This window comes from Streptomyces sp. NPDC053673 (genome assembly GCF_055585225.1).
In genome coordinates this window covers 103685-118284 of record NZ_JBVJKN010000002.1, presented here as the reverse complement: position 1 = coordinate 118284, position 14600 = coordinate 103685, and the positions used below count along the sequence as shown (strand labels likewise).

Genomic DNA, 14600 nt, shown 5'->3' with positions numbered 1-14600 from the left:
CTCATGGGCGCTTGGCGCCAGAATTCCAGGTTGCCCCGTTTCGTCGGGGCCCTGACGGTCGTCGCGACCGTCACCACCGTCTCGACCGGAATGGCCGGGCCGACCGCTCCGCTCTCCCCCGGCCGGGCCGTCACCGACAGCGGCTCCTCCTTCGAGAAGCGCTACGACGCCTCGCTGTACGGCGACTTCACCACCATCGGCAACACCGTACTCGGCTGTCCGGACGCGCCCGGCGACATGGCCGCCCGGTGCGCGCTCGCCGCCGCCGGGCAGAACGAGGACGGCGACGGCAGCTTCGACCTGCGGCGGCTCAACACCGCCGGGATGTCGCCCGACCACGGTTCGAGCACCGGCCAGGTCCGCATCCCGCCGGGTGCGCACGTCGTGTACGCGCGGCTGTTCTGGGGCGGCAACGACGGTACGTACCGCACCGCGGGCGGCGCCACACTGGCGCGCTGCGAGGCCTCGGGCGCCGACGCCGCCCTGTCGCCCGGCGACCCGCTCGACTCCACGCCCTCGATCGGCGTCAACGACGCCCATGCGGTCGAGGTCGACGCCGAGCACCTGGTCAGGGACCCGGACTCGATCAGTGGAGCGCACTACTACAGCGGCGAGGCCGACGTCACCGACGCCTTCGCCGGCGTCACCGGATCGAGTGACCCGCTGCCGGTCGCGGTCGGCGGCATCTGGGCACCGGCCGGCCGGGGCTGTGCCGCGGGCTGGTCGCTCACCGTCGTCCACGCCTACGACGCCCCGAACGAGGAGCACGCCCCGGAGCGGCGCAACGTCTACGTCTACGGCGGCCACGCCCTGCAGCGCTCCGCCTCGCCCGCCACCACCGTCCCGGTGAAGGGCTTCTACCGGTCCGGTGGCCAGGTCCGCGCGTCCGTCACGGCGTACGGCGGCGACCGGAGCACCACGGGCGACCGCTTCCGTGTCGGCGGCCGGTACGTGACCGAGAAGGACACCAGGAGCAACGGCAACTTCTTCGCGGGCGCCGCCGACGGCGCCGTGGCCCCGCACCTGCGCAACAACCTGAGCATCGACGCGAAGGAGTTCGACGTCCCGGAGGGCGCGATCGCGCCCGGCGCCACGTCCACCACGCTCGCCTTCGCAACGGACGACGACGCGTATGTGCCGTCGGCCCTCGCCCTGTCCGTGCCGGTGCCCGAGCTGGAGATCACGAAGACGGCGTCGGCGAAGACGGCCGGTCCCGGGGACACCGTGACGTTCACCGTCACCGCGAAGAACACCGGCAAGCGCAATTACCGGAACGCCAGGTTCACCGACGATCTCGCCGGCGCCCTCGACGACGCCTCCTACGACGGCGACGGCAGGGCGACCCTCGGGAAGGTCGCCTACGAGGAGCCCGAGCTCTCGTTCACCGGCGACATCCCGGCCGGGAAGACGGCGACCGTGACGTACTCGGTCACCGTCGACGCCGAGGTGGGCGGGGACGGCAGGCTCGGCAGCAGCGTCACGGCGGACTCGCCGCGGTCCAACTGCGACGAGGGCAGCACCGACACGAAGTGCGCGGTGGCGCCCGTGGTCGGCGGGGCGCCGAGGCCGGCGCCGCCGGCCGGCCCGGGTCAGGACGAGGAACAGGGCGAGGAGCAGGAGCAAGGAGACGAGCAGGGACAGGGCGACGGGCGGGAGACGGCCAAGGACACCGCCGCCCCGGACCGGCGCGCCTCGGCCCCGGGCCTGCCGCAGCAGGACGGGCCGGGAGCAGGCCAGGAGGCGTCGGGAGCACGAGCGGCCCACGACACCCCTGACACCTCTGACGCCTCTGACGCCCCTGACAACGGCGCCGCCGGCAGCCGCGGCGAAATGGCGGAAACCGGCCACAACAGCGAGCGGCTGTGGCTGCTCGGCGGAGTCGCGCTGGCGCTCGCCGCGGCGGGAGCCATCGCACTCGCCGCGACCCGCGGCCGAGGCAACTGAACGAGTGACCGTGCGGCCGGACTCCGCCGACGGAGTCCGGCCGCACGTTTGAGCGGATACGTGACGGGCTAGGTTCGCGACATGGTCTCTGAGCACTCCGACTCCGAGCACTCCGACTCCGAGCACGCCGCCCAGGTACTCGTCGCCTCCAACCGCGGCCCCGTCTCGTACGCCTTCCGCGAGGACGGCACGCTCGACGCCCGGCGCGGCGGCGGCGGGCTGGTCTCCGGCCTGTCGGCGATCGGCCCCGACGCGGGCGCCCTGTGGGTGTGCGCGGCGCTCGGCGACGGCGACCGCGAGGCGGTGCGACGCGGCGTCGGCGAGCCGGGCGTCCGGATGCTCGACATCGACCCGGACATCCACGCGGACGCGTACAACGGCATCGCGAACTCGGTGCTGTGGTTCGTGAACCACATGCTGTACCAGACCCCGCTGGAGCCGGTCTTCGACACGGAGTTCCGGCGGCAGTGGGTCGCGTACCGCACGTACAACCGTGCATTCGCGGAAGTGCTGGCGGCGGAGGCGGCGCCCGGGGCCGTCGTGCTGATCCAGGACTACCACCTGGCGCTCACGCCGGGGATGCTCCGCGAGCACCGCCCCGACCTGCGGATCGGGCACTTCTCGCACACGCCGTGGGCACCGCCGGAGTACTTCCGGATGCTGCCGGACGACATCGCGGAGGAGCTGCTCCTGGGAATGCTGGGCGCGGACCGGCTGGGATTCCTGACCTCCCGGTGGGCGCAGACGTTCATGCGGACCTGCCCTTCGGTGCTGGGCCCGTACGACGTGGTGCCGTCGTGGCCGAAGGACCAGGCGCCCAGTGTCACGGTCCGCGGCCCGGGGCCCGCCCGCGGACGGACGTGGATCGGGGTGCACGGGCTGGGCGCGGACGCCGAGTTCCTGCGGCGCCGCTCGCACGAGCCGGACGTCGTGGAACGGATGGCCGCCCTGCGCGAGCAGATCGGCCCGGGACGGAAGACGATCGTCCGGGTGGACCGGACCGAGCTGTCCAAGAACATCGTGCGCGGGCTGCTGGCGTACCGGACGCTGCTCGACGAGCACCCGGAGTGGCGTGAGCGGGTGGTGCATGTCGCGTTCGCGTATCCGTCGCGTCAGGACCTCGCCGTCTACCGCGACTACACGGCGGAGGTCTCCCGGGTCGCCGAGGAGATCAACGCCCAGTACGGCGCGCCCGGCTGGACGCCGGTCGTCCTGCACGTCAAGGACGACTTCGCGCGCTCGCTGGCCGCGTACCGGATCGCGGACGTCGCCCTCGTCAACCCGATCCGGGACGGGATGAACCTGGTCGCCAAGGAGATCCCGGTCGTCTCGGACGCGGGGTGCGCGCTGGTGCTGTCGCGGGAGGCCGGGGCGTACGAGGAGCTGCACGAGGAGGCGATCGCCGTGAACCCGTTCGACGTCACGGGCACGGCCGCCGCGCTGCACCAGGCCCTGACGATGCCGGACGGCGAACGGGCCGAGCGCACCAAGCGGCTGGCCGCCGCGGCGACCGCGCTGCCGCCGCAGCAGTGGTTCCTCGACCAGCTACACGCGCTGCAGGCGCTCGGCGAGGGCGGCCAGGAAGCCGACGACTTCGCCGGGTCCTGACAGCAGCAGATCGGCGCGCTCGGCCAGCTCCGGCACCTCCGTGCTGCCGCTGCACACGAGCAGTCCGGGCACCCCGTCCGAGCGGAGCTTCTCCACGGTGGCGAAGGCGGCGAGGTCGCCGAGGTCGTCGCCCGCGTAGAGGACGGCTCCGGCGTTCGTCTCGCGTACGTGGTCGGCGAGCGCGATGCCCTTGTCGGTGCCGGGCGGGCGCAGTTCCAGGACCAGCCGGCCCGGCTCCACGATCAGCCCGTTGCGGGCGGCCAGCTCGGTGATCGGCCGGCGCAGCGCCTCGAACGCGGCCTGCGGGTCGGCCGCGCGCCGCGTGTGCACCGCGACCGCGCGCCCCTTCTCCTCGATCCAGGTGCCCTGCCAGGCCCCGATCTCATCGAGGAACCCCGGCAGCTCGGCCCGTACGGCCGCGACGCCCGGGTGCGGAGCGGAGGCGTGGACGGTGCCGCTGACGGCGTCCCACCGCTCGGCCCCGTAATGCCCGAGCACCACGAGATGCTCCAGCTCGTCGACCCCGGCGAAACCTCCGTACCGCACGGCGACCCCCGCCGGCCGTCCGGTCACCACGGCCACGGACCGGACGCACGGCGCGAGCGCGGCCAGCGCCGGCACGACACCCGGGTGCGCCCTGGCCTGCTCCGGGTCCGGCACGATCTCGGCCAGTGTCCCGTCGAAGTCCAGCGCGACCACGCTGTCCTGCGGTCGCTCGATAATCGCGGCGAGCCCGTCACGCCCGGCGGGTGTGGTCGGCTCCGGCAGTGCGTCCGAGTAGCTGCCCATGCCCCGACCCTATCGACGCGCTCCCCGCTCAGCTACGGCGCGCGCCATCGCCTTTCGCGCTCGCGTCACCGCCTTTGCGCTGCCGCGTCATCGCCTTTCGCGCTGCCCGTCACGGACGCGGCGCAGGCGGTTGACCGTCACCGGGTCGTGGGCCAGCGCACGCGGGTCGTCCAGGAGGGCGTTCAGGAGCTGGTAGTAGCGGGTCGGGGAGATGCCCAGGTCTTCCCGTATCGCCCGCTCCTTCGCACCCGGCCCGGGCCAGGAGGCGCGCTCGACGGCGAGGACGGCGCGGTCCCGGTCGGAGAGGTCCGGGCCGGAGGGGTCCCGGCCGGACAGGTCGTCGGTCATATCAGCAACATAATGGGCCGTCCGGACGGTGCGACGGCCCTGGCGGCTACTCGTCGGCCTCGGCCTGGGCCGCGTCGTTCGCTATCTTGCCCAGCACCGCCGACGGCTCGCCGCCGCGCTCGACGGCCTTGCCGATGTTCTGCTTCACGCTGGCGCTGACCTTCGCCCACGACATCTCGCCGGACGGATACAGCTCCGAGGACGGCAGCGCCTCCAGGAACGGCCGCAGGTCCCGGTGCTTGTCGTCCGCCGCCATCTCCTCGCTCGCGCTGACCGTGACCGGCAGGATGTCGTAGCGGTCCGAGAACTCCAGCACGTTCTTGTCGCTGTACGCGAAGTCGAGGAAGCGGCCGATCTCCTTGCGGTGACCGTTCTGCTTGAAGGCCATCATCCAGTCGGCCACGCCCATCGACGCCCTGGACTTGCCCTCCTTGCCGGGCATCGGCACCATGCCGACCTTCACGCCCTTCGCCTCGGCCTGCTGCATCAGCGTCGGGTGGCCGTTGAGCATGCCGACCTCACCGCGCGTGAACGCCTCGAAGGCCTGCGCGCGGTCCAGCTTCCCCGGCGGGACGGGCCCAGTCAGCTTCGGGGTGACAAGGTTGTCCTTCAGCCAGGTGAAGGTCTTGATGTTGTCCTGGGAGTCGATCGCGTACGCGCCGCCGTTGTTGTTCCGGTAGCCGCCGCCCCCGCTCAGCATCCAGATCATCGCCTCGGCCTGGGACTCCTCGGAGCCGAGCGGCAGTGCGAAGGGGTACGCCACCCCGCGCGCCTTCAGCTTCTCCGCCGCGCCGCGGAGCTCGTCCCAGCTGCCGGGCGCCTGGACGCCCGCGTCCGCGAAGAGCTTCTCGTTGAAGAACAGCAGGCGGGTGCTGGCCGCGAACGGCAGCCCGTACTGGACCCGGTCGGCCTGGCCGGCCGCGCTGAGCAGGGGCAGGAAGTTCGCCTGCGTGGGGATGGAGACCAGCTCGTCCGCGCGGTACAGCCTGCCCTGGTCCGCGTAGTCGGCGTACGCGCCGATCTGGGCGATGTCAGGCGCGTTGCCGTCGGCCACCATCTCGGCGACCTTCCGGTCGACGTCCTTCCACGAGTGGACGTCGACGTCGACCTTGATCCCGGGGTTCTCCGACTCGAACTCGCGGGCGAGGTCGTCCCAGTACTTCTGGGAGGAGTTGGCCGCGCTGTTGCCGTAGTCGGCGGCCACGAGCTTGAGAGTGACCTCGCCCGACGCGCCGGAGGCCCCGCACCCCGCCAGGACCGCTGTCATGCCGAATGCGACTCCTGTCGCGATCAGACCGAAGAAGCGCCGCTGCACGCCCTCTCCTCTCCCCACCCTTGTTCTGCTTGTTGCTCTGCTTGCTCGGTAAAGGTAGAGGTCTACACCACATGGCGGGAGATTGGAAAACACGACCGGTCACGCGGCTTTGTATGCGGGCGCAACAATCCGGAGCAGTGGACTAGACCTTTCATGGGTCCACGCGCGAGACTGTACGCGTGAGACACGTCATCGCCCTCGATGTGGGCGGCACCGGGATGAAGGCCGCCCTGGTCGGGGCGGACGGGGCACTGCTCCACGAGGCACGCCGCGCGACCGGAAGGGAGCGCGGGCCGCAGGCCGTCGTCGAGACGATCCTCGGCTTCGCCGCCGAACTGCGCGCGTACGGCGAGGAGCGGTACGGCGAGAGCGCCGCGGCCGCCGGGGTCGCCGTACCGGGCATCGTCGACGCCGGGAACGGGATCGCGGTGTACGCCGCGAACCTCGGCTGGCGCGATGTGCCCCTGCGCGCCCTGCTCGGCGAACGGCTCGGCGGCGTGCCCGTCGCCCTCGGCCACGACGTCCGCGCCGGCGGCCTCGCCGAAGGCCGCATCGGTGCGGGCCGCGGAGCCGACCGGTTCCTCTTCGTACCGCTCGGCACCGGGATCGCCGGGGCCATCGGCATCGACGGCGCCATCGAGGCCGGCGCGCACGGCTGTGCGGGCGAGATCGGCCATGTCGTCGTCCGGCCCGGCGGCCCGGAGTGCGGCTGCGGACAGCGCGGCTGCCTGGAGACCCTCGCCTCGGCCTCGGCCGTGTCCCGGGCCTGGGCGGCGGCGAGCGGTGACCCCGAGGCGGACGCGGCGGACTGCGCCAAGGCCGTCGCGTCGGGTGACGCGGCCGCCGTGGACGTCTGGCAGGGCGCCGTCGACGCGCTCGCGGACGGGCTGGTCACCGCGCTCACCCTGCTGGACCCGCGCACGCTGATCATCGGTGGCGGGCTCGCCGAGGCGGGGGAAACCTTGTTCACACCACTGAGGGCCGCGGTGGAAGCACGCGTGACCTTCCAGAAACTGCCCGCGATCGTCCCGGCGGCCCTCGGGGACACCGCCGGATGCCTGGGCGCGGGTCTCCTCGCCTGGGACCTGCTCGACACGGAGGTAACCGCCTGATGGCCGACCGCATGGTTCTCACGGGCGCCCGGGTGGTGCTGCCCACCGGCATCCTCGAGAACGGACGGGTGATCGTCGAGGGGACCCGGATCGCCGGGCACGCCCCCGCCGACGCCCCCGCAGTCGACCTCACCGGGCACTGGGTCGTCCCCGGGTTCGTGGACATGCACAACCACGGCGGCGGCGGCGCCTCCTTCACCTCCGGCACCGCGGAGGACGTGCTCACGGGCGTCCGTACGCACCACGAGCACGGCACCACCACCCTGGTCGCCTCCACGGTCACCGGCGACATGGACTTCCTCACCCACCGAGCCGGGTTCCTCTCCGAGCTCGTCGAGCAGGGCGACCTGGCCGGGATCCACTTCGAGGGGCCGTTCATCTCCCCCTGCCGCAAGGGCGCGCACAGCGAGCAGCTGCTGCGCGACCCGGACCCCTCCGAGGTGCGCAAGCTGATCGACGCCTCCCGCGGCACCGCGAGGATGGTCACCCTCGCCACCGAACTGCCCGGCGGCATCGAGTCCGTACGACTGCTCGCCGAGCACGGCGTGATCGCGGCGATCGGCCACACCGACGCCACGTACGAGCAGACCGTCGAGGCCATCGACGCGGGCGCCACCGTCGCCACGCACCTCTTCAACGCGATGCCGGCGCTCGGCCACCGCGCCCCCGGCCCGATCGCCGCGCTGCTGGAGGACGAGCGGATCACCGTCGAGCTGATCAACGACGGCACGCATCTGCACCCGGCGGCACTGGAGCTGGCGTTCCACCGGGCGGGCCCGGCCCGGGTCGCCTTCATCACGGACGCGATGGACGCGGCGGGCTTCGGCGACGGCGTCTACCACCTCGGCCCGCTGGAGGTCGAGGTCAAGGACGGCGTCGCACGGTTGGCGGAGGGCGGCTCGATCGCCGGGTCGACGCTCACGCTGGACACCGCGTTCCGGCGCGCCGCGACGATCGACCGGCTGCCCGTCCCGGATGTCGTCCAGGCGATCTCGGCCAACCCGGCCCGGCTGCTCGGCGTGTACGACAAGGTCGGCTCGCTGGAGCCGGGCAAGGACGCCGATCTGGTGGTGCTCGACGGGGAGTTCGGGCTCAAGGGAGTGATGCGCAAGGGCGCATGGGTGGTCGAGCCGTAGGCACGTCGTGACGCGCGTCGACGTGCGCGGACGCACGCGCGGGGTGCCGCGCACCGCCACCCAGGGGGCGCACTGGGCGGTTGGCCGACGGGGGTCTGGGCCAACCGCCTTCTTTTTGGCATGATCAGGACCCGTCCGACGAAGGCAAGTGCATACTCCGGGGGTGTCAGAGGTGATCCTGACGGTCACGCTGAACGCCGCCCTCGACCTCACCTACCGGGTCCCCGCCCTCGTCCCGCACGCCTCCCACCGGGTCACCGAGGCCATCGAACGCCCCGGCGGCAAGGGCCTGAACGTCGCACGCGTGCTGGCGGCGCTGGGGCACGAGGCGGTCGTCACCGGCTTCGCGGGCGGCGCGACCGGCGGGATCCTGCGCTCACTGCTGGCCGGGCTGCCGGTACATGACGCGCTCGTCCCGGTCGCCGGCGACACCCGCCGTACGCTCGCCGTGGTCGACACGGCGAGCGGGGACACCACCCAGTTCAACGAGCCCGGCCCGCTCGTCACACCCGAGGAATGGGCCGCGTTCCTCAGCAGGTACGACGCGCTGCTGGGCGACGCCGACGCCGTCGCACTGTGCGGCAGCCTGCCGCCGGGGATCCACGTCGGCGCCTACGCCGATCTGATCCGCCGGGCGCGGGCCGCGGGCGTCCCGGTGCTGCTGGACACCAGCGGCGAACCGCTGCGCCGCGGTATCGCGGCCCGCCCCGACCTGGTCAAGCCGAACGCGGACGAGCTCGCCCAGCTCACCGGCTCCCGCGAGCCGCTTCGCGCGACCCACGACGCCCGCCGCCGCGGCGCCCGCACCGTGGTCTCCTCCCTCGGCGCGGACGGCATCCTCGCCGCCACGCCCGACGGCATCTGGCAGGCCGCCCCGCCCGGATCAGTCCTCGGCAATCCGACCGGCGCCGGCGACTCGGCCGTCGCGGGCCTCCTCTCCGGCCTGGTCGAGTCCCTTCCCTGGCCGGACCGGCTCACCCGCGCGGTGGCGCTGGCGACGGCGACGGTCCTGGCCCCGACGGCCGGCGACTTCGACCGGTCGTCGTACGAGGACCTGCTCCCGCGCATCACGGTGACGGAACACGCACCCGCGGCGTGACGACGACGAGCCGCCGTCCCTCGGGGACGACGGCCCGTACGTGTCCGTCACCGGCGGCCAGGGGCTCTAGTGCCGGGAGGGGCACTAGCTCTTGACCTGGCCCTTCTTCAGGGACACCTGGTCGAGGAAAGCGTCGCAGGTGTCTCCCTGCTCACAGGAGATCTTCAGCGTGTTCGAACCCTTTTTGAGGTTCACGTAGGCGTAGGTGTGGGTCCAGCCCTTGTCCCACTCGCCTTCCTTGGCCCTCGCGAAGTTCGACATGTTGATCGAGCGGGGCTGACCGTCGTTGATCGTGAGCGAGGTCTTCGCGTCCTTGCCCGGCACGCTGTAGGTGATGAACAGCGTGTACTCGCCGTCGGCCGGAATGTTCACCGACCAGCTGGCCGAGCCGCCCACACCGTTGAACATCACATACGCGCCGTCCGCGCCCTTCGCGCCCTTGACGTCTCGCGCCAGGGCCGCCGGCGGACCGAGCTTGAGCGTCGCAGCGTCCTGCTTCGGCAGATCGGCCGGCTTCTCCTCGGCGTCCTCGGACGGGTCGTCGCTCGGCTTCACCTCGTCGGCGGGCGCGTTGCTGTCCGTGACCTGCGGGGACTTCTTCTCGTCGTTGCCGCTGGTGACCACGGCCGCGCCGATACCGATGAGGACCACGGCGACCACGGCGATCGCCCCGATGAGCAGACCCTTGGTGTTGGGCCCGCGGCCACGGCCACCGCCGCCCTGGCCCACCGGGACCTGGCGGGTGGTGGCAGCACCGCCGGGGTACGTCTCCGGCGCCGCGTACTGGGGGCTGGGCTGCTGCGCGTACTGCTGCTGGTGCGGGACCTGGCCGTACTGCTGCTGCGGCTGCGCCGACGGCTGCCCGTACTGGCGCTCGCCGACCGTCCTGACCTGGTTGTACGACGTTCTGGGCACGCCGGGCTGCGCGGCGGGACCCGGGTAGCCGTAGCCGCCCTGGCGGGGAGGTGTGGCACCCGCCTGCTGCCCGTCCGCGTACAGATAGCCGAACGGATCGTCGTCCTCGGGCGTGCTCGCGCCGTTGTTCCCGGCCGTCATCCCTGGTCACTCCTATCCATGCTCGCCAGCCGTCGCCGACCGGCCGAGCCTACCCCGTTTGAGCAACTCCAAGGACGGCCCGTGACCCCTGGCCGGTTCCCGGTCGGCGGCTATCCGGCCCGCCGGTGGACCTTCGCCCTGGACCGTTTCTCGATGTACATCCGCTGGTCAGCGGACTGAAGTACTTCTTCTACCGACATTCCGCACACCGCCCAGCCGATCCCGAAGCTCGCTCCGACCCGGACCGCCCGGCCGTCCACCCGGATCGGCGGGATGATCGCGTTCCGCAGGCGTACGGCCAGGTCGGCGGCGTCCGCCGCGCCGAGGCCGTCGGCGAGAACGACGAATTCGTCACCTCCGAGCCGCGCGACGGTGTCCCCGTCGCGTACGCAGGTGGTGAGCCGGCGCGCGACTTCGATGAGGACGGCGTCGCCGGTGTTGTGTCCGAAGCGGTCGTTGATCGACTTGAAGCCGTCCAGATCACAGAAGAGGACGGCGAGGCCCTTCGTGCCGTCGTCGGTGTCGCCGTCCCTGGCCGGGGCGACGGCATGCACATGGTGGTCGTAGGGGCCGCCGGGCGCCGGGGCGTCGAAGTCGAAGCCCTCGGTACGGAAGCGGTGCTCGTCGGCGCTGCCGCCGTCCTCGTATCCCGAGCTGTATCCCGGCACGTAGCCGTTCTCTCCGTAACCGCTCTCGCCGTAACCGTTCTCCGCGGGGCCGGCGGGGCCGTTCCCGTTCTCGTAGGGCCGCTCGTATCCGAGGGCTCCGACGGCCGTGCCGGCGCCCGGCCGGGCCGGCTGCGGCCGCTCGCACAGCCGGGCGCTGAGCCGGGCGCGCAGCTCCGCGCTGTTGGGCAGGCCGGTCAGCGAGTCATGGCTGGCCCGGTGGGCGAGGTGCAGCTCGTGGCGCTTGCGCTCCTCGATGTCCTCGACGTGCGTGAGCAGGAACCGGGGGCCGTCGGCGGTGTCCGCGACGACGGAGTTGCGCAGCGAGACCCAGAGGTACGTGCCGTCCCTGCGGCCCAGCCGCAGCTCAGCCCGGCCGCCCTCGGCGGACGTACGGAGGAGGGTGCCGATGTCCTCCGGGTGGACGAGATCGGCGAAGGAGTAGCGGCGCATCGCGGACGCGGGCCGGCCGAGCAGCCGGCACAGGGCGTCGTTGGTGCGCAGCAGCCGGCCGTGCTGGTCGCCGCCCATCTCGGCTATGGCCATCCCGCTCGGGGCGTACTCGAACGCCTGGCGAAACGACTCCTCACTGGCGCGCAGGGCTTGCTGTTCGCGCTCCAGCCGGACGAGGGCGCGCTGCATATTTGCTCTCAGCCGGGCGTTGCTGATCGCAATCGCGGACTGCGAGGCGTACATCTGGAGCGCTTCCTGGCCCCAGGCGCCGGGCCGGCGGCCGTTGCGCGGCTTGTCGACCGAGATGACGCCCAGGAGTTCCTGTCCGCCGCCCGATGCGTACATGGGGGCGTAGAGCCGGTCCTGCGGGTGCCACTCGTCCTCGAAGCGGGGCTCGGGTCCCTCCGTGTACCACTGCGGAACGTCGTCCTCCAGCAGCACCCAGCCCTCGGTGTGCGGAATGAACCGCAGCTCGCCCCAGGCCTCGCCCATGCCGAGGCGGCGCTCCCAGGAGGCGCGGGAGCCGACCCGGCCGGTGATCAGGGCCTCTGCCGCGGAGTTCCCGGCGAAGGCGGCGACGACGAGGTCCCCGTCGGGGCGTACGAGATTGACGCATGCCAGCTCGTACCCGAGACCGGCCACGATGCCGTTGGCCACGGTCTGCAGCGTGTCCGCCAGGCTGCGCGCCGTGTTGAGATCCGCCACGACCTGATGCAGCTGCCGCAGGGTCGCAAGACGGACGTACGGCTCCGACTCGGTCTCCATTGCTCGCTCTCCCCGAGACCTCGAACAGCTGACTCCAGGCTTCTCATCGGCTCTGTCGGTGCACCGGGTCGGTGCAGTGTCCCCGCCACTGAATCACAGCGAGCTGTCCACCCGGTACACAGGGTCAACAAATACTGCACTCTGTGACTCAAGTCACAACAGATGATGAAGTGGGTCATGGGGGCAGCAGGGGCGTTCCATCGCTTCTTGAACGCAAATTCGGACAGGGTCCCGCCGGTCCGGAGTCCTAGGACCTGGATGGTCCCTCGGCCCGATGTGGCGCAGCGGCGACGAGATTAGCGTTCCGGTCGTGCTGCAGACGACCCCCACCCCGAGTACCGAGGCGATCCCCCATGCTGAGGGGGTGAGCAACGACGAGTTCCGTGCCGCGATGTCCCGGCTGGCCGCCGGGGTGGTGCTGGTGACGGCGCACGAACCGCCCCTGAGCGAGGACGGCCCGCGCGGTGACGACGTCGGCATGACCGCGACGGCGTTCATGTCGGTCTCCCTCGACCCGCCGCTCGTCCTGGTCAGTCTGCGCAACGGCTCACGCATGGACGACCTGCTGGCCGAACAGCCGATGTGGGGGGTCTCCGTGCTCTCCGAGAGCCAGCGGCACATCGCGGGCCGGTTCGCGATGAAGGGCCGCATCAGTGACCGGCTCCTCTTCGAGGACATCGCGTACACCCGCGGCGAGCGGTGCGGTGCGCCGCTCGTCGGCGGCGCGCTCGCGGTCATGGAATGCCGTACGGAACAACGCATCGAGGCGGGCGACCACACGCTCGTGATCGGGCGCGTCCTGAAGGTCGGCCTTCCGAGCGCGGACGGCGGCCCGCTGACGTACTTCCGGGGGCGGTACCGGCATCTGGGCTGAGCCCGGCGCCGCCGAGGAACGGGGGGAGACGGGGGCGGGAGGGACGGGGGCGGGAGGGACGGGTGCCGCGCGGGACGGGGGCGCGCGGCGCCCGTCACCAATCGCGCGCGCTGCGGCCGCGCTTCGTCTCCGAGCGCTGTTTCTTCTCGCGCAGGCGGCGCTCGTTGATGCCGCGCGGGATCTTCGTCGGGCGCCGCGGACGCGGCGGCGGGGCCGTGGCCTCCGCGAGGAGCGCGGCGAGCCTGACCGCCGCCGCCTCACGGTTGCGCCACTGGGAGCGGTGCTCCGACGCCCGTACGGTGATCACGCCACCGCTCAGCCGGGACGCCAGCCGCTCCAGCGCACGCTGTTTCCACACCTCGGGCAGCGCCCGTGTCGACGCGACGTCGAAGCGGAGCTCCACCTGCGAGTCGCTCGTGTTGACATGCTGGCCGCCGGGTCCCGACGACCGCGAGAAACGCCACATGAGCTCGGCCTCCGGGAGGGAGACGGAGCCGCGGATGCGATAGGGCCCGGACATGTGTCCCATGGTCGCGTCCATGAGCGACCCGCGTCACCTTCTTTTCAGCAGGGAACCTGTTCTTTCCACCAGGGAACCTGGCGGTCCTCCGCCCGCGTTATGGAGGGTGACGGTAGCTTCGGGGAACGACGCAGCACCACGCAGCACGACCCACGAAGCCCGACCGCACTGCACTCGACCAGGAAAGGGACCTCCCCATGGCTGTAAGCCTGTCCAAGGGCGGCAACGTCTCGCTCACCAAGGAGGCACCGGGCCTGACCGCCGTCACGGTGGGCCTCGGCTGGGACGTCCGTACGACCACCGGCACCGACTTCGACCTCGACGCCTCCGCGATCGCGGTCAACCCGGGCGGAAAGGTCTTCTCCGACGGCCACTTCGTCTTCTTCAACAACAAGTCGACGCCGGACCAGACCATCGTCCACACGGGTGACAACCGCACGGGCGAGGGCGGCGGCGACGACGAGCAGATCAACGTCAACCTGGCGGGCCTGCCTGCCGACATCGACAAGATCGTCTTCCCGGTCTCCATCTACGACGCCGAGAACCGCAGCCAGAACTTCGGCCAGGTGCGCAACGCGTACATCCGCATCGTCAACCAGGCCGGCGGCTCCGAGATCGCCCGCTACGACCTGAGCGAGGACGCCGCCACCGAGACCGCCATGGTCTTCGGAGAGCTGTACCGCAACGGCGCGGAGTGGAAGTTCCGCGCGGTCGGCCAGGGTTACGCCTCGGGCCTGGTCGGCATCGCCCAGGACTTCGGCGTCAACGTCTGACCCGGATCCCCGCACGCCCCGAAGGCCTCGGCCGCCGTCCCGGCCGGGGCCTTCGGCATGCCCCGGGCGCGCTCGCGTACGTCTGGCAGGCCCTCGGCATCCGTGCGTACGCCATCCGTACGTACGCGCCGCCCGCCCGCGCG

13 protein-coding genes are annotated in these 14600 nt (G+C 71.9%); 7 read left to right on the top strand and 6 right to left on the bottom strand.

All coding sequences use genetic code 11. The features are described from left to right. Positions 1 to 30: 30 nt before the first annotated feature. Together ACZ6ZQ_RS03730 and ACZ6ZQ_RS03725 are read left to right on the top strand one after the other, a co-directional pair. Entirely contained in the window at positions 31 to 1944 is a 1914-nt protein-coding gene (locus ACZ6ZQ_RS03730) for a DUF7927 domain-containing protein (protein ID WP_469766925.1), read from the top strand. 81 nt (positions 1945 to 2025) lie between these two features. Next, positions 2026 to 3552, top strand: a complete 1527-nt coding sequence (locus tag ACZ6ZQ_RS03725; RefSeq protein ID WP_469766924.1) for an alpha,alpha-trehalose-phosphate synthase (UDP-forming) — start codon at positions 2026 to 2028, stop codon at positions 3550 to 3552. On the opposite strand, the gene otsB is transcribed toward ACZ6ZQ_RS03725, so the two are convergent. The 3 genes from otsB to ACZ6ZQ_RS03710 all read right to left on the bottom strand — a co-directional run bounded on the left by otsB (position 3490) and on the right by ACZ6ZQ_RS03710 (position 6004). Further along, positions 3490 to 4341: a trehalose-phosphatase gene (gene otsB / locus ACZ6ZQ_RS03720; protein WP_469766923.1), complete on the bottom strand. Its 852-nt coding sequence runs from the start codon at positions 4339 to 4341 to the stop codon at positions 3490 to 3492. The genes ACZ6ZQ_RS03725 and otsB overlap by 63 nt on opposite strands. Before the next feature lie 87 nt (positions 4342 to 4428). After that, entirely contained in the window at positions 4429 to 4689 is a 261-nt protein-coding gene (locus ACZ6ZQ_RS03715) for a DUF3263 domain-containing protein (protein WP_469766922.1), read from the bottom strand. 46 nt (positions 4690 to 4735) lie between these two features. Beyond that, positions 4736 to 6004, bottom strand: coding sequence for an extracellular solute-binding protein (locus ACZ6ZQ_RS03710; RefSeq protein WP_469766921.1), 1269 nt, complete (start codon positions 6002 to 6004; stop codon positions 4736 to 4738). A 179-nt stretch (positions 6005 to 6183) separates the two neighbouring features. Here ACZ6ZQ_RS03710 and ACZ6ZQ_RS03705 point away from each other — a divergent pair, with 179 nt between their 5' ends. From ACZ6ZQ_RS03705 to ACZ6ZQ_RS03695, 3 genes are all read left to right on the top strand, one after another. Beyond that, complete coding sequence (locus tag ACZ6ZQ_RS03705; RefSeq protein WP_469766920.1) at positions 6184 to 7116, top strand: ROK family protein; 933 nt, start codon at positions 6184 to 6186, stop codon at positions 7114 to 7116. Further along, a complete protein-coding gene (gene nagA / locus ACZ6ZQ_RS03700) occupies positions 7116 to 8252 on the top strand; it encodes an N-acetylglucosamine-6-phosphate deacetylase (RefSeq protein ID WP_469766919.1) in 1137 nt (378 codons plus the stop codon). The genes ACZ6ZQ_RS03705 and nagA overlap by 1 nt, the downstream gene beginning before the upstream one ends. Before the next feature lie 172 nt (positions 8253 to 8424). Then, positions 8425 to 9351, top strand: a complete 927-nt coding sequence (locus ACZ6ZQ_RS03695) for a 1-phosphofructokinase family hexose kinase (protein WP_469767303.1) — start codon at positions 8425 to 8427, stop codon at positions 9349 to 9351. A gap of 84 nt (positions 9352 to 9435) precedes the next feature. On the opposite strand, the gene ACZ6ZQ_RS03690 is transcribed toward ACZ6ZQ_RS03695, so the two are convergent. After that, complete coding sequence (locus ACZ6ZQ_RS03690; protein WP_469766918.1) at positions 9436 to 10407, bottom strand: carbohydrate-binding protein; 972 nt, start codon at positions 10405 to 10407, stop codon at positions 9436 to 9438. A gap of 110 nt (positions 10408 to 10517) precedes the next feature. After that, a complete protein-coding gene (gene cdgB / locus ACZ6ZQ_RS03685) occupies positions 10518 to 12290 on the bottom strand; it encodes a diguanylate cyclase CdgB (protein ID WP_469766917.1) in 1773 nt (590 codons plus the stop codon). A gap of 310 nt (positions 12291 to 12600) precedes the next feature. On the opposite strand from cdgB, the gene ACZ6ZQ_RS03680 reads away from it, so the two are divergent. Continuing rightward, entirely contained in the window at positions 12601 to 13164 is a 564-nt protein-coding gene (locus ACZ6ZQ_RS03680) for a flavin reductase family protein (protein ID WP_469766916.1), read from the top strand. 94 nt (positions 13165 to 13258) lie between these two features. Here the strand turns inward: ACZ6ZQ_RS03680 and arfB are convergent, their stop codons facing one another. Beyond that, positions 13259 to 13693, bottom strand: a complete 435-nt coding sequence (gene arfB, locus ACZ6ZQ_RS03675; protein ID WP_453660637.1) for an alternative ribosome rescue aminoacyl-tRNA hydrolase ArfB — start codon at positions 13691 to 13693, stop codon at positions 13259 to 13261. A 188-nt stretch (positions 13694 to 13881) separates the two neighbouring features. Between arfB and ACZ6ZQ_RS03670 the strand changes: the two genes are divergently transcribed. After that, a complete protein-coding gene (locus ACZ6ZQ_RS03670) occupies positions 13882 to 14457 on the top strand; it encodes a TerD family protein (protein ID WP_453660609.1) in 576 nt (191 codons plus the stop codon). Positions 14458 to 14600 lie beyond the last annotated feature (143 nt).

What these genes read in the sequence shown, in the direction of transcription:
- ACZ6ZQ_RS03725 (WP_469766924.1), top strand. Translation starts at nt 2,026, where the DNA reads ATGGTCTCTGAGCACTCCGACTCCGAGCACTCCGACTCCGAGCACGCC.
- otsB (WP_469766923.1), bottom strand. Translation starts at nt 4,341, where the DNA reads ATGGGCAGCTACTCGGACGCACTGCCGGAGCCGACCACACCCGCCGGG.
- ACZ6ZQ_RS03715 (WP_469766922.1), bottom strand. Translation starts at nt 4,689, where the DNA reads ATGACCGACGACCTGTCCGGCCGGGACCCCTCCGGCCCGGACCTCTCC.
- nagA (WP_469766919.1), top strand. Translation starts at nt 7,116, where the DNA reads ATGGCCGACCGCATGGTTCTCACGGGCGCCCGGGTGGTGCTGCCCACC.
- ACZ6ZQ_RS03690 (WP_469766918.1), bottom strand. Translation starts at nt 10,407, where the DNA reads ATGACGGCCGGGAACAACGGCGCGAGCACGCCCGAGGACGACGATCCG.
- cdgB (WP_469766917.1), bottom strand. Translation starts at nt 12,290, where the DNA reads ATGGAGACCGAGTCGGAGCCGTACGTCCGTCTTGCGACCCTGCGGCAG.
- arfB (WP_453660637.1), bottom strand. Translation starts at nt 13,693, where the DNA reads ATGGGACACATGTCCGGGCCCTATCGCATCCGCGGCTCCGTCTCCCTC.
- ACZ6ZQ_RS03670 (WP_453660609.1), top strand. Translation starts at nt 13,882, where the DNA reads ATGGCTGTAAGCCTGTCCAAGGGCGGCAACGTCTCGCTCACCAAGGAG.